The organism is Vibrio sp. Vb1755 (assembly GCF_033338635.1).
GTDB lineage: Bacteria > Pseudomonadota > Gammaproteobacteria > Enterobacterales > Vibrionaceae > Vibrio > Vibrio alginolyticus.
On sequence record NZ_JAWOTA010000004.1, the window covers coordinates 68,855 to 90,633 of the forward strand.

General features: G+C 44.9%; 19 protein-coding genes and 1 tRNA gene. 6 read left to right on the top strand and 14 right to left on the bottom strand.

Features of this window, described 5'->3' with window-relative positions; genetic code table 11:
- Position 1 precedes the first annotated feature (1 nt).
- On the top strand, positions 2-199 hold the full coding sequence (locus R7E00_RS05990) for a hypothetical protein (protein ID WP_140098592.1): 198 nt from the start codon (positions 2-4) through the stop codon (positions 197-199).
- Between the two features lie 763 nt (positions 200-962).
- Positions 963-1,592 (top strand): DsbA family protein, encoded by a 630-nt coding sequence (locus tag R7E00_RS05995; protein WP_053304219.1) that lies wholly within the window; start codon positions 963-965, stop codon positions 1,590-1,592.
- A gap of 78 nt (positions 1,593-1,670) precedes the next feature.
- Here the strand turns inward: R7E00_RS05995 and R7E00_RS06000 are convergent, their stop codons facing one another.
- Both R7E00_RS06000 and rnt read right to left on the bottom strand, forming a co-directional pair.
- Positions 1,671-2,996 carry a Na+/H+ antiporter family protein gene (locus R7E00_RS06000; protein ID WP_171342875.1) on the bottom strand — a complete coding sequence of 442 codons (1,326 nt, stop codon included), beginning with the start codon at positions 2,994-2,996 and terminating at the stop codon, positions 1,671-1,673.
- Between the two features lie 28 nt (positions 2,997-3,024).
- Positions 3,025-3,669 (bottom strand): ribonuclease T, encoded by a 645-nt coding sequence (rnt, locus tag R7E00_RS06005; RefSeq protein ID WP_005384888.1) that lies wholly within the window; start codon positions 3,667-3,669, stop codon positions 3,025-3,027.
- Between the two features lie 341 nt (positions 3,670-4,010).
- On the opposite strand from rnt, the gene motY reads away from it, so the two are divergent.
- Entirely contained in the window at positions 4,011-4,892 is an 882-nt protein-coding gene (gene motY, locus R7E00_RS06010) for a flagellar protein MotY (protein ID WP_005384887.1), read from the top strand.
- Positions 4,893-5,012: 120 nt separating this feature from the next.
- On the opposite strand, the gene R7E00_RS06015 is transcribed toward motY, so the two are convergent.
- From R7E00_RS06015 to R7E00_RS06065, 11 genes are all read right to left on the bottom strand, one after another.
- Entirely contained in the window at positions 5,013-5,447 is a 435-nt protein-coding gene (locus R7E00_RS06015) for a DUF2753 domain-containing protein (RefSeq protein ID WP_005384886.1), read from the bottom strand.
- A 150-nt stretch (positions 5,448-5,597) separates the two neighbouring features.
- A complete protein-coding gene (gene gloA, locus R7E00_RS06020) occupies positions 5,598-6,014 on the bottom strand; it encodes a lactoylglutathione lyase (RefSeq protein ID WP_005380739.1) in 417 nt (138 codons plus the stop codon).
- A gap of 32 nt (positions 6,015-6,046) precedes the next feature.
- Positions 6,047-6,688: an endonuclease III gene (gene nth / locus R7E00_RS06025; RefSeq protein ID WP_005380743.1), complete on the bottom strand. Its 642-nt coding sequence runs from the start codon at positions 6,686-6,688 to the stop codon at positions 6,047-6,049.
- A 64-nt stretch (positions 6,689-6,752) separates the two neighbouring features.
- Positions 6,753-7,445 carry an electron transport complex subunit E gene (locus R7E00_RS06030; protein ID WP_005396543.1) on the bottom strand — a complete coding sequence of 231 codons (693 nt, stop codon included), beginning with the start codon at positions 7,443-7,445 and terminating at the stop codon, positions 6,753-6,755.
- Positions 7,445-8,077 (bottom strand): electron transport complex subunit RsxG, encoded by a 633-nt coding sequence (gene rsxG, locus R7E00_RS06035; protein ID WP_054577634.1) that lies wholly within the window; start codon positions 8,075-8,077, stop codon positions 7,445-7,447. The genes R7E00_RS06030 and rsxG overlap by 1 nt, the downstream gene beginning before the upstream one ends.
- 7 nt (positions 8,078-8,084) lie before the next feature.
- Entirely contained in the window at positions 8,085-9,131 is a 1,047-nt protein-coding gene (gene rsxD, locus R7E00_RS06040) for an electron transport complex subunit RsxD (protein ID WP_054577635.1), read from the bottom strand.
- A complete protein-coding gene (gene rsxC, locus R7E00_RS06045; RefSeq protein WP_171342876.1) occupies positions 9,131-11,881 on the bottom strand; it encodes an electron transport complex subunit RsxC in 2,751 nt (916 codons plus the stop codon). The genes rsxD and rsxC overlap by 1 nt, the downstream gene beginning before the upstream one ends.
- Positions 11,882-11,889: 8 nt before the next feature.
- Positions 11,890-12,486 carry an electron transport complex subunit RsxB gene (gene rsxB / locus R7E00_RS06050; RefSeq protein WP_005380760.1) on the bottom strand — a complete coding sequence of 199 codons (597 nt, stop codon included), beginning with the start codon at positions 12,484-12,486 and terminating at the stop codon, positions 11,890-11,892.
- 3 nt (positions 12,487-12,489) lie between these two features.
- A complete protein-coding gene (gene rsxA / locus R7E00_RS06055) occupies positions 12,490-13,068 on the bottom strand; it encodes an electron transport complex subunit RsxA (RefSeq protein ID WP_005380762.1) in 579 nt (192 codons plus the stop codon).
- Between the two features lie 305 nt (positions 13,069-13,373).
- Positions 13,374-15,671: a formate C-acetyltransferase gene (gene pflB, locus R7E00_RS06060; protein WP_262606213.1), complete on the bottom strand. Its 2,298-nt coding sequence runs from the start codon at positions 15,669-15,671 to the stop codon at positions 13,374-13,376.
- A gap of 351 nt (positions 15,672-16,022) precedes the next feature.
- Positions 16,023-16,098: transfer RNA gene (locus R7E00_RS06065), tRNA-Asn, on the bottom strand.
- Between the two features lie 559 nt (positions 16,099-16,657).
- Here R7E00_RS06065 and uvrB point away from each other — a divergent pair.
- The 3 genes from uvrB to luxU all read left to right on the top strand — a co-directional run bounded on the left by uvrB (position 16,658) and on the right by luxU (position 20,727).
- Complete coding sequence (gene uvrB / locus R7E00_RS06070; protein ID WP_017636056.1) at positions 16,658-18,688, top strand: excinuclease ABC subunit UvrB; 2,031 nt, start codon at positions 16,658-16,660, stop codon at positions 18,686-18,688.
- Positions 18,689-18,979: 291 nt separating this feature from the next.
- Positions 18,980-20,386 (top strand): quorum-sensing sigma-54 dependent transcriptional regulator LuxO, encoded by a 1,407-nt coding sequence (gene luxO, locus R7E00_RS06075; RefSeq protein WP_005380768.1) that lies wholly within the window; start codon positions 18,980-18,982, stop codon positions 20,384-20,386.
- Positions 20,383-20,727: a quorum-sensing phosphorelay protein LuxU gene (luxU, locus tag R7E00_RS06080; RefSeq protein WP_017636054.1), complete on the top strand. Its 345-nt coding sequence runs from the start codon at positions 20,383-20,385 to the stop codon at positions 20,725-20,727. The genes luxO and luxU overlap by 4 nt, the downstream gene beginning before the upstream one ends.
- Positions 20,728-20,865: 138 nt before the next feature.
- Here luxU and R7E00_RS06085 read toward each other — a convergent pair whose 3' ends face one another.
- Positions 20,866-21,762, bottom strand: a complete 897-nt coding sequence (locus R7E00_RS06085) for a YvcK family protein (RefSeq protein WP_005388931.1) — start codon at positions 21,760-21,762, stop codon at positions 20,866-20,868.
- Positions 21,763-21,779 lie beyond the last annotated feature (17 nt).

Here is a 21,779-nt window from a genome sequence, read left to right on the forward strand (position 1 = left end):
CATGGCAATGAGTAAAGAATCTCTCAAAGCGAAGTTGGAAAGCGAACTCCAAGCACAAGGGTTCGTTCTAACAGGTGAATTCGCCATGGCAGGAAAGATGGCAGAAGCGATCGCCAATGCTGTGTATGACGAAATTACACAAAATGCCAGGGCAAACATATCGAGTGGCAGTTCTGCCGGAGAACATCCAATAATCTAGAAACCGATTCTAGCCATAACATGCGCCCACCAAGGGCGCTTTTCTTTTATCTTGACCATCTTGCCTTAATTCCACGACCGATTAAGAGCTATGAAGCCTAAGCGACAGCGGTGACGTAAAGCAGCCTCTGGGTGACGGAATCCGCACTCCTCCTCCCCACCTGCGACGTTTTCGATCTAGTTTTTTCGCAATTCTTAAATGTCGAAATTCAGCTGTTTACGTAACACGGTAGATATCAAGCGAAGCCTTAGCCATAGCGGGGTTCGAGAATCCCCCCAGACCTCTAAGAATCGCCTCTAGAGTCATTTTAGAAATTTCAAAAGTTGAAAAGAATTTCAGGAAATTGCAATTTTAATGATCTGGAAAGATCAGGTGGTGATTGGTAAGTGTTTGAAAATCATAGGGTGAGTGTGTTTTTCTTCATAAATGAAGACGATCAAAAGAAGAAAGAGACGATCAATTGTGAAGCTTACGAAGCCTTATATAGACTGGCTTGAAGGCGAATTGCCAAGATAAATAAGTTTTTCAATTTATGAGACTGTATAATTACTCTGAGATTTTGAAATGACTTTGAAGTTAACGGTAAGAAATCTCTGTTTTCGTGGGAAGTGCATGAGAAGAGCCAAAGCCTGCTTCTTTGCCGGACAGCTTGTTAACTTCGAAGCCTAAACCAAGCAATTAGATTTAAATGTGTCGCCACTTCATCGCCACTTAATGTTTTTGTTTGATTTAACTAAATGATTTTAAAGGTTTAATTATTAAAGTGGATATAAAGCTTTACTACGTGCATGACCCAATGTGCAGTTGGTGTTGGGGTTACAAACCAACGCTGGATAAACTAAAACAGCAACTGCCAGGTGTGATTCAGTTTGAGTATGTGGTTGGTGGTCTTGCGCCAGATACTAATTTACCGATGCCGCCCGAGATGCAACAAAAACTCGAAGGTATTTGGAAGCAGATTGAGCGCCAGTTAGGCACTAAGTTTAACTACGATTTCTGGAAGCTTTGTACGCCAGTTAGAAGCACTTACCAATCTTGTCGTGCGGTTATTGCAGCGGGCTTTCAAGATTCTTATGAGCAGATGCTAGAAGCGATTCAGCATGCGTATTACTTACGTGCGATGCCTCCTCATGAAGAAGCCACTCACTTGCAACTAGCGAGAGAAATTGGCTTGAATGTTCAGCAATTCAAGAATGATATGGACGGCTCTTTCTTAGAGGGTGTGTTCGAAGATCAATTGAGCCTTGCAAAGAGCCTAGGTGTGAACTCTTACCCTAGCTTGGTTCTTAAAATTAACGACGCTTATTTTCCGATTGCCATCGATTACCTGTCGACAGAACCAACCTTGAAGCTGATTCGTGAGCGTATTATTGACAATATGCCAGCGCAATAACCACAGTTATGAATAACAAAAAGCCGCTCATTGAGCGGCTTTTTCGTAACTAAATGTATATCCATCCAAACAATAGTATTAAAGCACCATTGCTGCAATCCAACCAAAGATGATTAGAGGGATATTGTAATGGATAAAGGTTGGAACGACTGTTTCCCAAATGTGCTCATGTTGACCGTCGGCATTTAGACCAGATGTAGGGCCTAATGTAGAGTCAGAAGCTGGAGAGCCTGCATCACCTAACGCAGCCGCAGTACCTACCAGTGCAATCGTTGCCATCGGCGAGAAGCCGAATGCTAGTGCAAGAGGCACATAGATCGTTGCAAGGATTGGAATCGTAGAGAACGATGAACCAATGCCCATTGTTACCAACAGACCAACGATCAGCATCAGTAGTGCAGCTAAAGGCTTATTGTCACCGATGCTGGTTGATAGCGATTGTACTAGTGTTTCAACACCGCCAGTTTGCTTCATTACTGCTGCAAAACCTGCCGCTGCAATCATGATGAAGCCAATCATTGCCATCATGTGTACACCTTTAGTGAACACGTCGTGCGTCTCTTTCCATGCAATAACGCCGCCGAAAGTAAACACCATAAAGCCAGCTAGAGCACCGATAATCATTGAACCCGTGTAAAGCTGAACACCCAATGCAGCGACAATACCAAGTGCCGCAACTAAGATGTGCTTTTTATTGATGACATGATCGGTTTCGTCAACGACAGTCAACTCAGTTTCTTTGTAGACACGCGGTTTACGATAGCTAACAAAGATAGCCAGTAATAGACCAAACAGCATTCCTGCACCTGGCAGTAACATGGCGGTTGGGACTTGGCTTGCAACCACGTTTTCCAAACCGTTGTCATGTAGGTTCTTTAATAGAATGTTGTTTAAGAAAATACCGCCGAAACCAACAGGTAAGATCATGTAAGGAGTGATCAAACCGAAGGTAAGAACACACGCGACCAAACGTCGGTCGAGTTTAAGTTTCGCAAATACGCCCAAAAGAGGTGGAATCAAAATTGGAATAAAGGCGATATGGACCGGAATTACGTTCTGAGACGACATCGTAACAAACACTAATGCCACCAACACGGCGTACTTTAAGCCAGTAGTGGAAGCGGAGTTTTCTTTGCCATTTAAGCGCTTGATAACACTTTTGGCCAGTAGATCCGTGATGCCTGATTTCGAGATGGCAACAGCGAAAGTACCTAACATGGCGTAGCTTAGCGCGATAGTTGCACCGCCACCTAGACCACTTTCAAATGCGGTAACCGTATCCCCAAGGCTCATGCCTGCGACTAGGCCGCCTACGATGGCACTAAACGTGAGGGCAACCACCACGTTTACGCGCATCAATGCTAACACGAGCATGACGCACACTGATATAACGACAGGATTCATACTTTTCCTAATATGTTGTGTTTACTTATTATTCTTCGTCGACAAGCGGCCAACCGCCGAGGGCCTTCCATTTGTTGACAATACCGCAGAATAATTCTGCTGTTTTTTGTGTATCGTAAAGCGCAGAGTGTGCTTCACGGTTATCAAATTCCATCCCGGCTGTTTTGCATGCTTTAGCGAGAACTGTTTGGCCATAAGCAAGGCCACTTAATGTAGCCGTATCAAAAGTAGCAAAGGGATGAAAAGGGACTCTTTTTAGTTTACAGCGTTCATTTGCTGCATTTACAAAACCCAAGTCGAATGCTGCGTTATGAGCAACCATAATTGCACGTGAGCAATCTGCGGCTTTTTGTTCTTTGCGAATAAGCTTATAAATTTCCTTTAGCGCCTCTTGCTCAGAAACAGCACCTCGAAGAGGGCTGAAAGGGTCACGAATACCATTGAATTCAAGCGCTTCTTTTTCTAAGTTAGCGCCTTCAAATGGTTCCACATGAAAATGAATGGTGGAGGCCGGATGCAACACGCCATGTTCGTCCATTTTCAACGTAACGGCACAGATTTCTAAAAGTGCATCAGTTTGAGCATTGAAACCAGCGGTCTCAACGTCTACTACCACAGGGAAATAACCACGAAAGCGTTTTTTCAAGGTTAGAGCTTCATTTTCTAGTGTCATGTTGGCTTATTTTTGTGTGACGAAGGCTGCATTATTGCAGATTATACCGATGAGAAAAACCGCAATTTAAGAGAAAACCGGAATTCTATTTTGCATCCAATCAATAAGTTTGTATTGCATATTATGTAGACGTTTATTCGCCATACTTTGCATCATGTAAACCGATAAAACATGAGTAAGTAAAACGCTAAGTGGCGGTTAAGGTGATTGGAACACGGTGGCTCACATTAATGGCAGTGTGACAGATATTCCGATATTGGCGAGATTTTTGCATGCCCGTTGAAGTGGTTTTATTGATGCAATTTGACGGCAACAGACTGCCGTTTAAGAGACAGTATTAGATGAAGAAATGGCTGATTACCAGTGGTGTTGTATTTTCGTTGTTTAGCACAAGCAGCTTCGCTTTGATGGGCAAACGTTATGCTGCAACTCCGCAGCAATCTCAATGGGAAATGGTGGTCAATACACCATTAGAATGTCAGCTTGTACACCCTATTCCAAGCTTTGGAGATGCGGTATTTTCATCTCGTGCAAATAAAAAAATCAATTTAGACTTTGAGTTAAAAATGCGTCGTCCGATGGGAGAAACACGTAACGTCAGTCTCATTTCTATGCCGCCACCTTGGCGGCCAGGTGAACACGCCGATCGAATTACAAACCTAAAGTTTTTTAAACAGTTTGATGGTTATGTCGGAGGGCAAACAGCATGGGGCATTTTGTCTGAGCTGGAAAAAGGCCGTTATCCGACTTTTAGTTACCAAGATTGGCAGAGCCGAGATCAGAGAATTGAAGTCGCATTGTCATCAGTACTGTTTCAAAACAAGTACAACGCGTTTAGCGACTGTATTTCCAACTTATTGAAATACAGTTTCGAGGACATTGCTTTTACGATTTTGCACTACGAAAGACAAGGTGATCAGTTAACCAAGGCTTCTAAAAAGCGTTTATCACAAATTGCAGATTATATCCGACATAATCAAGATATCGATCTCGTGCTGGTGGCGACGTACACAGATTCAACCGATGGTAAAAGTGCGAGTCAAAGTTTATCAGAGCGACGTGCAGAGTCACTTCGTGACTATTTTCAGTCTCTAGGGCTACCGGAAGATCGAATTCAAGTGCAAGGGTACGGCAAGCGTCGTCCTATTGCAGATAACGGTTCGCCAATAGGAAAAGACAAAAACCGCCGAGTCGTGATATCTCTAGGGCGAACCCAAGTGTGATGCATATAAAAACGCCGAAGCTGAAAGCTTCGGCATTTTTGATTTACTGACGTTGTTAATAATATTTTAGTGGTATTTTGCCAAGCACGTTTCGGTGATTCCTGCTGTATAATTTGAATGTTAGTTTAAGCGGAATTTGGCAATGACTTCGCAATTGGTGGCGGTATCGATTTTTTCAACCTGTTTGGCAATAGCCGGATTAGGGTGACGCTTCATAAAGTCTATCAACGCCTTAGTACAGCATCCTATCGAGTCGATAAAGCTTGCACACTCTTTATTTGGGCATTGTGGGATAAGTGTTAAGACCTTCTCAGAGGCCAGTTGAAGGTATTTGAGTTCATAGTCAGTATCTCCGGCCCAACGCCAGAACTGAGCTAAGTTATGACAAGAAATCACAGAAATTAATAATCGCTCGTCCGCCTCAATTTCCACACATTCGCTAATATCTTCACTCAGGCTTAGGGCTTGCTGGTAATGAAGAATGCTGCGAACAGGGTCATCTAGTTGAAGTGCCGTATCGGCTAGAAGTGTGTGTTTTTCCCATTCACTGATCATTATCGTAATCCCGCATATCGAAGTTGCGGATAAATCTAAACGATAACTATTATCAAGTAAAGGGTTTTGTTTATAAAAGGACAGGCAGATCGCAGACCTGCCTGTAATCGGAGTTCAACTTGCAGTACAAGTGATTATTAGAAGTGCCGCTTAGCCTTCAAGACCTGCTGAAGCTTGCTTGTTTTGAATAAGCTCAATCATATAACCATCTGGGTCTTTTACGAATGCAATGTGCGTGCTTCCGCCTTTTACTGGACCTGGCTCACGCGTCACATTACCGCCCGCCGCTTTGATAGCGTCGCAAGTTGTGTAGATATCATCAACACCAATGGCGATATGACCAAAAGCAGTACCTAGGTCATACTCAGTTTTACCCCAGTTGTAAGTCAGTTCGATCACTGCACCTTGGGATTCGTCACCATAACCAAGAAACGCTAGCGTGTATTCGTACTCTTTATTTTCGTTAGTACGAAGCAGCTGCATGCCCATAACTTCAGTGTAAAACTTGATGGATTTGTCTAGATCACCTACGCGAAGCATAGTGTGGAGAATTCGACCGTTTGACATTTTTTGCTCCTAGCTTTGATTTACAAATAGCTTTAGCTATCTGGGTATACTTTCTCTTTATATTCGCACAAATCTTCGATAATGCAGCTACCGCAGCGAGGCTTTCTTGCTACGCACGTATAACGACCATGAAGAATGAGCCAGTGGTGCACATCGAGTTTGAACTCTTTTGGCACAACTTTTAATAGCTTCTGCTCGACATCATCAACCGTTTTTCCCATCGCAAATTTAGTGCGATTCGACACGCGATAAATGTGCGTATCGACGGCAATAGTTGGCCAACCAAAAGCGGTGTTGAGCACGACGTTTGCGGTCTTGCGACCTACGCCTGGTAGCGCTTCTAACGCGGCACGATCTTCAGGAACTTCACCATTGTGTTTTTCCAACAAGATCTTACAAGTCTTGATTGTGTTTTCTGCCTTTGAGTTAAACAAACCGATGGTCTTTATGTATTCTTTTAAGCCATCGACTCCCAAATCGAGAATACTTTGTGGTGTATTAGCGACAGGGAAAAGCTTGTCGGTGGCTTTATTGACACTTACATCGGTTGCTTGCGCTGATAGTAATACCGCGATTAGCAGTTCAAAAGGGGAGCTCCAGTTAAGCTCAGTTTGAGGATTCGGATTGTTTTCTCGTAATCGCTCAAGAATTTCGATTCTTTTTATTTTGTTCATTGCTGACTTCCAATACCGTCTCTGCGGTTTATGAAAAAGGCTCCTATGACAGAGCCTTATCTTGTTATGCGTTGGTGACGCGAGCACGTTCTATGGTTGGTTTTTCTTCTTTAGGTTGACGTGCCTGGACTGAATTATCGATGACATTTTTAAGCGCTATCAACAGACCAACACCGATAAATGCACCGGGTGGAAGAAGCGCTAGCAGAAAGCTGTTGTCAAATTGGAAAACTTGAATGCGGAGAGCGGATGCCCAGTCTCCTAATAGCAGATCTGCCCCGTCGAATAGTGTGCCATTACCAATTAACTCACGCATGGCACCTAGCACGACCAAAACGCTTGTCATACCAAGCCCCATCCATAAACCGTCTAATGCAGCAGGCGCAACATCATTTTTTGAAGCATATGCTTCAGCTCGACCAATAATGATGCAGTTGGTTACAATCAGAGGAATAAAGATACCAAGAGATAGGTATAAACCATACGCATAGGCATTCATCAATAACTGAACACAGGTAACGAGAGAGGCAATGATCATCACGAACACAGGAATGCGGATCTCTTTTGGTACGTAATTACGAATAAGAGAAACCGTGACGTTGGAGCCGACCAGCACTAATAAGGTTGCAATACCAAGACCTAAGGCATTGGTTATCGTGGAAGAAACCGCTAGTAGTGGACACAGACCCAGCAGCTGTACGAGAGCAGGGTTATTGCTCCACATACCGTTTTTCATCAGCAATTTATTTTCACTCATTACTGCTCTCCTTCACAGCCCAAAGGCTGGCTAAGAATGTCTTCACGAGATTGGTTTACGTAGTTAACGGTATTTCGCACCACTTTTACGACGGCTCTAGGCGTGATCGTTGCACCAGTAAATTGATCGAAATCACCACCATCTTTACGAACTTTCCATGAGTTCCAGTTACTTTCCGTGACTTGTTTGCCCGTAAAGCTCAGGATCCAGTCGGTGACACGAAGATCTATTTTATCGCCCAGACCAGGGGTTTCTTGGTGGTTTAGGACGCGTGTCCCCAAAATATTGCCCTGATTATCAATCCCAGTAATCACTTTTATCTCACCATTGTAGCCATCTGGCGCGATGGATTCTATTGCGATTGCTGTCGGTTCACCATTCTTCGTGGCGAGGTAGGCTGGCATCGCACGCAATGTCCCCAGTTCTGGTGACGTGACCATAGTGCAGGCTTGCGTGAGTGCGTTGTCATGCATGTTTTCTGGAATGACTTGATTCAAAACAGAAAGCAATTGTTGTTGTTCTTGTATCTTGATTTGGTCTTTTGTTAGGTACTGAGTAAAGGCGACTAATCCGGTTGTTGCACAGGCAAAGATCGCAAGTGTCAGACCATTTTTTCTAATAGCGGTTAACATGTTTACCTCAGTGACCGTAAGTTCTAGGTTTGGTGTAGTAATCGATCAGTGGCACACACATATTTGCAAGTAACACTGCGAATGCAACACCATCAGGGAAGCCGCCCCAACTGCGAATGATAAAGACCAAAGCACCAATAAGCGCGCCAAAGATCAAACGTCCTTTAACGGTGGTAGACGCCGACACGGGATCGGTTGCAATAAAGAATGCGCCAAGCATGGTTGCACCTGATAACAAGTGGAAGATTGGCGACGCAGTTTCCCCTGGGGTCAGCAAGCTGAACACGAGGCTAAATAGCGTCAGGCTCGCTAGGAAGCCTACGGGGATATACCATTGGATGATACGTTTTTTGATCATCACTAAACCACCAAGTAAGTAGGCAAGATTTACCCATTGCCAACCAATGCCAGCTAATCCATCGAATATTGGCTGCGACAGTACTTCGCTTGGGGTTGCACCTGTATGAATGCCGGTCTTAAATGCATCAAGTGGCGTCGCCATTGTCACACCGTCAACCCCTGTTCGAACTTGCTGAAGCGATAAGCCGTCGTAATCATAGCCCGTAAAAATTAAAGAGAGTGTATCTGCAAAATTTACGTGATCAGGTATGAGTGACGTCGGGGCACTCCAACTCGTCATTTGCACTGGGAATGAGATTAACAAGACCACATAAGCGACCATGGCAGGATTGAATAAGTTTTGACCAAGGCCACCATATAGGTGTTTAGCAATTACGATCGCGAAAATAAGTCCGATCACCATAATCCACCACGGAGACCATGGTGGAATAGCAACGGCTAATAACCAAGCGGTAACGATCGCACTGTTATCACGTAGTGCTCGCATCGGCGAACGTTTACGGAAGACCATAACTAAGGCTTCAAGTGATACAGCGACTGCGATGGCAAAAATCAGCTGAATAAGCGTTCCCCAGCCAAAGAAGTAGGTTTGAGCTACTAAACCTGGAAGTGCGCAAAGTGCCACCCATTTCATTAAGTCTGGCGTACTACGACGACTGTGGGTATGCGGTGAGCTGGCAATAAAAAACGACACTACTCGTTCTCCTCAGTATTATTTTTATTAGCTTCTTGTTGCGCTTTGCGGGCCTTCGCGCGCGCAATTGCTGCGGCAACCGCGGCTTTTTTCGGATCCACTTCTGGTTCTTCAGAAGTTGCTTCTTCAACAGGCTCAGTTTGCGTTTCTTGCTTAGCTTTACGCGCTTTGGCACGTGCAATGGCAGCAGCCACGGCGGCTTTTTTCGGATCTTCGGTTTGCTCGGCAGGTGCTTCAGCTTCTTCCGCTTCAGTTGAGTCTGCTTGTTTCGCTTTACGAGCCTTCGCGCGCGCAATTGCTGCGGCAACCGCGGCTTTTTTCGGATCCACTTCTGGTTCTTCAGAAGTTGCGTCTTCAACAGGCTCAGTTTGCGTTTCTTGCTTCGCTTTACGTGCTTTGGCACGTGCAATGGCAGCTGCCACGGCGGCTTTTTTCGGATCGTCGGTTTGCTCGGCAGGTGCTTCAACTTCTTCCGCTTCAGTTGAGTCTGCTTGCTTCGCTTTGCGCGCTTTGGCACGTGCAATCGCAGCGGCAACTGCGGCTTTTTTCGGATCTTCGGTTTGCTCGGCAGGTGCTTCAGCTTCTTCCGCTTCAATTGAGTCTGCTTGCTTCGCTTTTCGTGCTTTGGCACGTTCAATGGCAGCAGCCACGGCGGCTTTTTTCGGAGCGTCGGTTTGCTCGGCAGGTGCGTCAGCTTCTTCCGCTTCAGTTGAGTCTGCTTGCTTCGCTTTTCTTGCTTTGGCACGTGCAATCGCAGCAGCCACGGCGGCTTTTTTCGGATCGTCGGTTTGCTCAGCAGGTGCGTCAGCTTCTTCCGCTTCAGTTGAGTCTGCTTGCTTCGCTTTACGTGCTTTGGCACGTGCAATGGCAGCAGCAACCGCGGCTTTCTTCGGATCGCCGTCTTGCTGTGCAGACGTTTCCGATTCTACAGATTCAGTTGAATCTTCTTGTTGTGCTTTTTTCGCTTTAGCTCGGGCGATGGCGGCCGCAACTGCCGATTTTTTATCATCAGCGTTATTGTCTGGCGTTTCGCCTTGTTCTTTTTGCGCTTTACGTTCGCGAGCAAGACGTTTGCGTTCTTCGCGCAGTTTTGCCATTTCTGAGTTATCAGGTTCACTAGAGCCTGCTTTAGCTGCTGCCGCTTGTTTCGCCTTCGCTTTGGCAATGGCTGCCGCTACGGCTGGTTTTACTGCTGGCTCTGCTTTTTCTGTGGTTTCTGTCTTTTGAGCTTTCACTCGTGCGATTGCTGCTGCTATCGCATCATCGCCGCCAGAAGACTTCATCTCTTTACGGCGCTGATCGGCAGCTTTCTTGAAGCGATTTTCACGTTCTGCTTTTTCGCGTTCCATACGCGCTTTCTTCTCTTCAAAACGCAGCTTCGCTCGCTCAGCAGCTTCCGCTTCTTGTGTTCTGGTGCGAATTTCCGCTTTTGCTTGGCGGTAATACTGTACGAGCGGAATTTCACTTGGACATACAAACGCACAAGCGCCGCACTCGATACAATCCTTTAAGTTTAATTCTTCGAGTTTGTCATACTCTTCAGCTTTTGCATGCCATTGCAGTTGTTGAGGCAGCAGCGAAGCAGGGCACGCTTCTGCACATTGGCTACAGCGAATACATTCCATCTCATACTGGTGCGGAGAGATCTCACGACGAGTCGGAGCAAGGATACAGTTTGCTGTCTTGGTAATCGGCACTTGGGAGTGAGGAAGGGTAAAGCCCATCATTGGCCCACCCATAATTAAACGCTGTAACTTCTTATCTGCTTTATAGCCAAACTCATCCAACAGTGCTTGTACTGGTGTCCCTAATAATGCCCAAACGTTGCGTGGTTGTTTGAAGGTTTTACCAGTGAGAGTCACGATGCGTTTTATCATCGGCTCACCGTCGATGACTGCGCGTTTTATAGCGTAAAGAGAACCAACATTCTGGACCAAAATACCAATATCTGCTGGAATCGCGCCACTTGGCACTTCTTTATTGGTTAAAATTTTGATCAGCTGTTTTTCACCGCCAGAAGGGTATTTAGTTGGGATAACGCGAATAACGATGTCTTTGTTTATAGCCGCAGCTTCTAGCGCTTTGATTGCTTCTGGTTTGTTGTCTTCAATGCCAATAATCGTGAGCTTTGGTGTCAGGATATGTTCGACAATTTCGATACCTTGAATAAGCTCTTCGGCATGTTCTTGCATGAGCTTGTCATCAGACGTGATGTATGGCTCGCACTCTGCTGCATTAACGATAAGAATCTCGGTACGAGCAAAACCTGATTGGATTTTTTTTGCAGTAGGGAAGCCTGCGCCACCCATACCAGAAATACCAGCGAGACGAATAATATCAATCAGTGCGTCAGGGGTTTCTTGTTGGTAATCTGCGACGGGGTTTCTTTCACACCATGCATCTTTCCCATCAGGCGTGATGACTGCGCACAACTCACTTAACCCAGAAGGGTGCGCGACAGTTCGTGGCTCAATCGCGGTGAGCGTACCTGATGTTGGAGCATGCACTGGAACCGTAAAGCCGGTCTCCGATTGCGTTAATGGCTGACCTTTTAATAAGTAGTCACCTTCGGCAACCAGTAGGTTACCCGCTTTACCAATGTGCTGTTTTAGCGGCAATACAATTTCTGACGGGATAGCCGCATGAGCGAGTTCAGTTTTGTTGGACTGCTTTTTATTTTCTGCCGGATGCACACCACCTGGGAAATCCCAAAGCGCGCCTGTACGAATTTGTTCAATCAAAGACAACATGTGAAACCTTACTTAATTGAATCTTTCACGTTCGCTGCATTGTCGGCAGCATCCGTAATGTTAAGTACCGGAATAGAGTGAAGTTGCCACTTCCAGCTTTCTGTGGTCGTTGCCACAGGAATCATTTCAATACAATCAGTCGGACATGGGGCAACACACAAGTCACAGCCCGTACATTCGTCTTTGATTACGGTATGGACCGCCTTTGTTCCGCCTACAATTGCATCCACCGGACACGCCTGAATACACTTAGTGCAGCCAATACACATGTCTTCATGAATAAACGCAACGGTTGGAATTTTGCTGTCGAGATCGTGCGCAGATTCTTCTGGCTCAACACCCATTAAGTCGGCGAGCTTTTCGATTGTTGCCTGACCACCAGGGGGACATTTGTTGATGTGGTCGCCATTTGCAATTGCTTCAGCATAAGGGCGGCAACCAGGGTAGCCACATTGACCGCATTGAGTTTGCGGTAAAATGGCGTCGATTTGATCCACAATAGGGTCCGCTTCAACTTTAAAGCGAATAGAAGCAAAACCAAGTATCGCGCCGAAAATCGCAGCCAGAACCGCTAACGCGATAATCGCAATTAAAATCGTACTCATCGCTTACTTCACCAAACCTGTAAAGCCCATAAAGGCGAGTGACATTAAACCTGCTGTAATCATTGCTATTGATGCACCTTTAAAAGGTACAGGAACGTCGGCGGCGGCTATGCGCTCTCGCATGGATGCAAAAAGTATCAACACCAATGAGAAACCAACAGCGGCGCCGAAGCCGTAGATGATCGATTCAATAAAGTTATGGTTTTCATTAATGTTAAGAAGTGCCACGCCCAATACTGCGCAGTTTGTTGTGATCAGCGGTAAGAAAATGCCAAGCAAGCGATAAAGCGTCGGGCTGGTTTTGTGCACAACCATTTCGGTGAACTGCACCACAACGGCTATCACCAAAATAAAACTCATGGTTCGAAGGTACTCAATACCCAGTGGACGAAGGATGTAGCTTTCCACTAAATACGCACACACTGACGCGAGCGTTAGCACAAAAGTTGTCGCTAAGCCCATACCTATTGCTGTTTCCAGTTTTTTGGACACGCCCATGAAAGGACATAGGCCCAAAAACTTCACCAGTACAAAGTTGTTCACCAGCACAGTGCCGACCAACAACAAAACATATTCGGTCATAGTTATTACGTTCTTAAAATCCGATCTTGATATTATCGTGTTTTGTGACACCAATAACAACCAGTGAACGATGTGGTTTTACATACACGATGGAAAAATAGTCGTCTAATTGATGTATTTTGATGAATCAATAAGAAATTGAATCGTTTGCTGAATGTATTGTTAGCGAGAGGATACTACCTATTAATTTTCATCTAATGTGTGATTTTAAAAAAAGCCCGCCTCTCCCAGGTAGAAAAGAGAGGCGGGCAACGCATATTTACAAGCTAATTATTTAAACTTTCTGAGTGCTTGATGGACTGTGTTTATATCTTACTTGTGAAGGTACGAGTGATGACGTCTTGCTGTTGCTCTGTCGTTAGAGAGTTAAAACGTACCGCATAACCAGACACTCGAATCGTCAACTGAGGGTATTTCTCTGGATGTTCAACCGCATCCAATAACATCTCTCGGTCCAGAACGTTGACGTTAAGGTGTTGACCACCTTCAATCGCAATGCCCTCGTTGCTTGCTTCGTGATGGAAGTAACCATCCATTAGCGCGGCTAGGTTTTTCTTCTGACTTAATTCATCTTTACCCAGTGCGTTAGGCACAATTGAGAAGGTGTAAGAAATACCATCTTTCGCGTAAGCAAACGGCAGTTTAGATACCGATGCCAAAGACGCAACCGCCCCTTTTTCATCACGACCGTGCATTGGGTTTGCACCCGGGCCAAAAGGCATACCTGCGCGACGGCCATCTGGTGTATTACCCGTTTTTTTGCCGTAAACCACGTTAGATGTGATCGTTAGGATCGATTGAGTTGGCACTGCTTCGCGGTAGGTGTGCATCTTCTGAATTTTCTTCATGAAGCGCTCAACCAGATCACAAGCGATGTCATCAACACGGGCATCATTGTTACCAAATTTTGGATAATCACCTTCGATTTCAAAATCAACGGCGATGCCATCTTCATCACGAACAGGTTTCACGGTCGCGTATTTAATTGCCGCCAAAGAGTCAGCGACAACAGACAGACCTGCAATACCACACGCCATGGTGCGGTGCACGTCGCGATCCATCAATGCCATCAGTGATGCTTCGTAGCTGTAACGGTCATGTGAGTAATGGATGATGTTCAACGCTGTGACGTATTGCGTTGCTAGCCACTCCAACATATTGTCGAAACGAGGCATCAAAGCGTCAAAGTCGAGAATTTCATCTTGAACTTTGTCCACTACCGGACCCACTTGCGCTTTCGATTTTTCATCGATACCACCATTGATGGTGTAAAGCAGTGCTTTTGCAAGGTTGGCACGTGCACCAAAGAATTGCATGTGCTGACCAACAACCTGCGGGCTCACACAACAGGCAATCGCGTAGTCGTCATTGTCGAAATCAGGACGCATTAGATCGTCGTTTTCGTATTGAACCGAAGAGGTATCAATCGACACTTTTGCAGCATATTGTTTGAACGCTTCAGGCAATTGCTCTGACCAAAGAATCGTCATATTTGGTTCAGGAGCAGGGCCCATAGTATGTAGCGTATGTAAGTATCGGAATGTCGTTTTAGATACTAGTGTACGGCCATCAACACCCATACCTGCCATGGCTTCGGTTGCCCAGATTGGGTCGCCAGAAAACAATGAATCGTATTCTGGTGTGCGTAGGAAGCGAACCATGCGTAGCTTCATGATGAAGTGGTCAATCATTTCTTGCGCTTGTGATTCATCAATCAAATCGTTTGCGATATCGCGCTCTAGATAGACGTCTAGGAAAGTCGAAGTACGGCCCAGTGACATTGCTGCGCCGTTTTGCGATTTAACCGCCGCTAGGTAGCCAAAGTAGGTAAATTGGATCGCTTCTTGTGCTGTTTTTGCAGGTAGCGACATATCAATGCCGTATTTCAGACCCATTTGACGAATGTCTTCAAGTGCTTGAACTTGATCGGCTATTTCTTCGCGAAGACGAAGTGTTTTCTCAAGATCGTTGCCTTGTTCTAAGAACGTTTGTGTTGAATTGTATTGTTCTTTTTTGTCTGCTTTTAAGAAGTCGATACCGTATAGGGCGAGACGGCGATAGTCACCAATGATACGACCACGGCCATAAGCATCAGGAAGGCCCGTGATGATGCCGGATTTACGACAGGCTAGAATTTCTTTGGTGTAAAGGTCGAAACACGCTTTGTTGTGAGTTTTACGGTATTCAGTGAAGATTTTTTCAACCGTTGGATCCAATTCGCGGCCATAAACTTCGCACGAGTTTTTTACCATGCGAATCCCGCCATTGGCGATGATTGCACGTTTTAGCGGTTGATCAGTTTGTAAGCCAACGATCTTTTCCAGATCTTTGTTGATGTAGCCTGCATCGTGGGAAGTGATTGTTGAGGGCAAGTCTGTGTCAAAATCAATAGGGGCGTGTGTGCGGCTTTCTTGTTTTATGCCTTCAAGCACTTGGTTCCATAATGCTGAAGTGGATTTGCTAACCTCGGCTAAGAAAGACTCGTCTCCCTCATAGGGTGTATAGTTTTTTTGGATGAAGTCACGAGTGTTGACAGAGTTTTGCCATTCACCAGCAGTAAATCCAGCCCATGCATCTAGCATGTCAGTTGTCGGAATAGTCATAAGTAAATCCCTAAGTTATTGATAATTAGAATGGAGGCGACGAGTAGGACGGAACCATTCTTAACCCTTTTAATCGTATGGATTTATTTGGTATGAGTAAAATGAATGCTTTTCATTTTTTCAATGATTAAATTGCATTAATAATAGATTCAATTGGTTATGATTGTTTTTTGCTAGAAAAGAGACAGAATTAAATGTGTGGTACTGTGAGAACACTATCTATGACAATGTTATGAGTTCTGTAATTTGAACTTATTTCGGTGTGATTTTATGACGCCTAGATTGGCTTAGATTTCATGGCGATTAAGATACAAAAAAAGCCGTGTCTTGCGACACGGCTTTTCTATAATCTGGCTCCTCCTGCTGGGCTCGAACCAGCGACCTGCGGATTAACAGTCCGTCGCTCTACCAACTGAGCTAAGGAGGAATTGCTTTGCTTGAAAGCGGGACGAATCTTACCGAGCACTCAAACTACTGTCAACAGTAAAAAAATACATTTTTAGAAAAAAATATTGAGTTAAGGGCTTTACTTTTCTGTATGGCTTGCCAGTAAAGGCTCGAGGTTAGTTATCCACTAAATTTGTGGATAAGTATGTTGATGAGATCTGGGTAAAGAAAATTGATATGCAACTAAGTTTTTATTTAATGAATCTTTAGTCAGAGTTATGCGTAAAATAAGCAAATAAAACAGAGATTTATCGATGTTAATCAAAAGGTATTCAAAGTGGATAAAAATCAATCTTTTGGGGATAAGAAAGTTTTAAGCTAATTTTTGGGGAAAAGTTGTGGAAACTATAATGTGAAGAATGTGTGTAGCTCTTCAACTAGGGCGAAGTACTATATCAGAGTCACTTTTGTATGGCTATAGCATTCTAGACAAACAAGAAAATTTATTAACAATGATGGTTAAATTCTCGATAGACGTAGATTTCATTAGCTAAGGTGTATATATATACAGCCAAAGCGCAGTAAAATTGAGGAAGGGTATGAGTAAAGTCTATGAATTGGTCTCCGATTATCAGCCGTCGGGCGATCAACCAGGAGCGATCAATCAGTTGCTTGAGGGGCTCGATGCTGGGCTAGCACATCAAACCTTGTTGGGGGTCACAGGCTCAGGTAAAACCTTCACACTAGCGAATGTGATTGCCCAAGCCCAACGACCTGCAATATTACTTGCGCCAAACAAAACGCTTGCTGCTCAGTTATATGGTGAGATGAAGTCATTCTTTCCTAATAATGCGGTTGAGTATTTTGTTTCTTACTACGATTACTACCAACCTGAAGCATACGTTCCCACAACAGATACTTTCATTGAAAAGGACGCTTCGGTTAACGCCCACATTGAGCAAATGCGACTGTCTGCCACTAAAGCTTTATTGGAACGGAAAGACGCTATTATCGTTGCTTCGGTTTCAGCTATCTATGGTTTGGGTGATCCGGAATCCTACTTACAAATGATGCTTCATTTGCGACGTGGAGATGTGATTGATCAGCGTGATATGCTTCGTCGCCTAGCGGAGCTCCAATACTCGCGCAATGATGTTGCTTTTGAGCGAGGGCAGTTCCGTGTCCGTGGCGAGGTGATTGATATATTCCCTGCTGAATCAGACCAAGACGCTGTGCGCGTTGAGATGTTTGACGATGAGGTGGATTGCATCAGTGTGTTCGACCCATTGACAGGCGTGGTCAAACAACGAGACTTGCCGCGCTATACCATCTATCCCAAGACGCACTATGTGACGCCAAGAGATCGCATTCTTGAAGCGATTGAAAATATTAAAGTCGAACTAGAAGTGCGCAAAAAGCAGCTTCTAGATAACAACAAGCTACTGGAAGAGCAGCGAATTAGCCAGCGCACTCAATTCGATATCGAAATGATGAATGAGTTGGGCTTTTGCTCCGGTATCGAAAACTATTCTCGCTATCTCAGTGGACGCTCGGAAGGTGAGCCGCCACCAACCCTGTTTGACTACTTACCTCATGATGGCTTGTTGATCATCGATGAATCTCACGTGACAGTACCGCAGATAGGTGCCATGTATAAAGGTGACCGTTCGCGTAAAGAAACGCTGGTGGAGTTTGGTTTCCGGTTACCTTCAGCTTTGGATAATCGTCCACTGAAGTTTGAGGAGTTTGAAGCACTAGCGCCACAAACGATTTTCGTCTCTGCTACTCCTGGAAATTACGAACTAGAAAAATCGGCGGGTGATGTAGCGGATCAAGTCGTTCGTCCTACAGGCTTGCTTGACCCTGAGTTGGAAGTTCGCCCAGTAGCGACCCAAGTCGACGACCTATTGTCTGAGATCCGTATTCGCGCAGCTAAAGATGAACGAGTTCTGGTTACAACACTGACCAAACGAATGGCTGAAGATCTCACCGAATACCTTCACGAACATGATGTTAAGGTACGTTATTTACACTCAGACATTGATACTGTTGAGCGTGTGGAAATTATCCGTGACCTTCGTCTTGGGGAATTTGACGTGCTGGTGGGAATAAACTTATTGAGAGAGGGCCTGGATATGCCAGAGGTCTCGTTAGTTGCAATTTTGGATGCGGATAAAGAGGGCTTCTTGCGGTCTGAACGCTCACTCATTCAGACCATTGGTCGTGCTGCGCGAAACATCGAAGGTAAGGCGATTCTATACGCTGACCGAATCACCAACTCAATGAAAAAGGCGATGGATGAAACTAACCGTCGTCGCGAGAAGCAGGAAGCGTACAACGAAGAAATGGGTATTTCGCCACAAGCGCTCAAACGAAATATCAAAGACATCATGGAACTTGGCGATATCACTAAGTCTAAACGCCAGCGTAACACTAAACAGGTACCATTATCGAAAGTGGCGGAGCCTTCGCAAACTTACGAGGCACTGTCCCCTCAGCAGCTAGAAAAAGAAATCAGTCGACTGGAGGCGGCGATGTATCAGCATGCGCAAGATTTAGAATTTGAGTTAGCGGCACAAAAGCGTGACGAGATTGAAAAACTACGAGCGCAGTTCATCGCAAATAGTTGAACAAACTTACCGATTTAGCTATCCAAGCATTTTAGGTCGCTTGTAAAAAAAAGAAGCCAATAGGCAGTCGGGTCTATTGGCTTGTTTTGTGAACATATCGTTCACTAACAACGTCAGTTGGCTAGGTGACCCGAGGGGTCACTATCGTTACAGCATGGTTTGTGCCACTTTTTAAATAATTGATATTATTTTTGAATTTTTTCCTTTGCCCATAATTTAGCTAATGTTATTTGCAAAATGCAAAGCGTAATGCGATTATTGTTTAAAACACAACAAAATAATAGCTAGGTTATGCAACAAAAACCCGAAGGCCCAAAGTCTCGTTACCTTTTAATGGTCGAGGACACCGCATCTGTTGCGGCTCTGTACCGCTCATACCTGACACCGCTTGGCATAGATATCAATATTGTCGGCACAGGTAGGGATGCCATTGAGAGCCTAAATCATCGAATTCCAGATCTTATTTTACTCGATCTCCGTCTGCCAGATATGACGGGGATGGACGTTTTACATGCCGTTAAAAAGAGTCATCCCGACGTACCTATAATCTTTATGACCGCTCACGGTTCTATCGATACCGCTGTCGAGGCCATGCGTCATGGCTCACAAGACTTTCTAATTAAACCGTGTGAAGCAGACCGTTTACGTGTCACGGTTAACAATGCAATTCGTAAAGCGACCAAGCTAAAAAATGAAGCCGATAATCCAGGCAATCAGAGCTATCAGGGGTTTATCGGCAGTAGCCAAACCATGCAGCAGGTTTACCGTACGATAGATTCCGCGGCGAGCAGTAAAGCGAGTATTTTTATCACTGGTGAAAGTGGTACTGGTAAAGAGGTATGTGCCGAGGCAATCCACGCAGCAAGTAAACGTGGTGACAAACCTTTTATTGCAATTAACTGTGCTGCAATTCCAAAAGATTTGATTGAGAGTGAACTGTTTGGTCACGTAAAAGGGGCCTTTACTGGTGCTGCGAATGATCGTCAAGGTGCTGCTGAGTTAGCGGATGGCGGCACACTTTTTCTAGATGAGCTTTGTGAGATGGACTTGGATTTACAAACCAAGTTGCTACGATTTATTCAAACGGGCACATTCCAAAAAGTGGGTTCCTCAAAAATGAAGAGCGTGGATGTGCGCTTTGTTTGTGCCACTAACCGTGATCCTTGGAAAGAGGTACAAGAAGGTCGATTCCGTGAAGATTTGTACTATCGTTTGTATGTCATTCCTTTGCATTTACCGCCTTTACGCGAACGAGGCGAAGATGTTATTGAAATTGCATACTCACTGTTAGGTTACATGTCACACGAAGAAGGAAAAAGCTTCATACGTTTTGCGCCTGATGTCATCGAGCGATTCAACAGCTATGAGTGGCCGGGTAACGTTCGTCAGTTACAAAACGTGCTACGCAATATCGTTGTTCTAAACAACGGTAAAGAGATTACGTTGGACATGTTACCGCCACCGTTGAATCAACCGCTTGACCGTCCGTCGTCTGTGGCTAAATTAATTGAGCCGAAAGCGATGACCGCATCTGAGATTATGCCATTATGGATGACGGAAAAAATGGCAATCGAGCAAGCGATTGAAGCATGTGATGGCAATATTCCTCGAGCGGCGGGATACCTTGATGTCAGTCCGTCGACGATTTACCGCAAGTTACAGGCATGGAACGGCAAGGAAGAGCGGCAAAAAGTATGAGTGTAAATGTATTAAATCAGCAAAAAATAGATGAACTGTCGATGGAAATTGGCAGTGACAACGTACCTGTACTGTTCGATATCTTCCTAGGAGAAATGGATACCTATATCGAGAACTTATCCCAACTACAGGGGGCAGAGCGATTAGCTTACTCAAAAGAAATCAGCCACGCGTTGAAAAGTAGTGCTGCGAGCTTTGGGGCAGATCGCCTTTGTGAACTGGCGATGTCCATAGACAAAAAAGCGAAAGCCGGTGAGTTAACTGCGGAGTCTGAGGAGTTAGAGGCTATGTTCGATCTTTTGCACGAAACTCGAGATGCTTATCGCTCTTGGCGACAGTAGCTATTTATTCCTATTAACCATTTTTTCTTAGTAAACATCTGTTCTTACTGGATGCCTGAACTAAAACCCTTCGATGACAGAAGGGTTTTCATTATCAATAAACAACTTAAAAGAGGGCGCTAGTCAGGTAACGTGCTCCTAGATAGAAAGTTGTAGCTGATTTTCAATCGCTAGTTTGAGCTTGTTTCTATCGTGACGCCAGTCTCGGTTAGAGGAGGCGAGTGACTCCGTCACTACATTCCATTGACTTAAGACGTCTTGCTCGGTTTTCTCTGCTAAAACCACGTCTATTTTTCTTCCTTGACAGGCACGTTCACACCATTCTAATTTTTGAGCCATCGTCATTCGTCCCGCTGGGCCGTATTCTGGACTCAGGTTAGCAACAAAAATGACTTTTGCTTTTGTGTTTGCTGCAATCGCTTTGCCGAGTTCAGGCAGCAATAAAGGAGGCATGATACTAGTTAAAAAACTGCCAGGGCCAAGAATAATCGCGTCCGCTTCCGCCAAAGCTGTGATGGCTTCTTTGGTAGCAGGCACTTCTGGTGAAAGATCCAAACGTCGCAAGTCTGCTTTCATTTCGTCGACATTTGTTTCTCCCGTAACCCACTTCCCATCTACGGATAACGCGGAAAGATCGGAAGGGTGTTCGGACATAGGAAGGATGTTAACGTCGACTTTTAACATATTGCGAATCAGATTAATGGCATCTAAAGGCCTGACCGATAAGTTATCGAGTGCAGTAAGCATCAAATTACCAAGATTATGACCATCAAGTTCGCCAGTGCCTTTGAAGCGATATTCAAACATCATCGAGCTGATTGAAGGCTCTGTAATGAGCTGATTAATACAGTTACGTGTGTCTCCCCAAGCGATTCCTCCTTGGCAGTGACGAATTCTTCCTGTTGAACCACCATTGTCAGTCGTGGCAACAATCCCAGTTGCATTGCTGCCAAAATCTCGTAATGCGGCCAGCATTCGACCTAAGCCATGACCACCGCCAACAGCGACCACTTTTTTATCTGTGTAGATATTCATTATGTTCTTCTAATAAT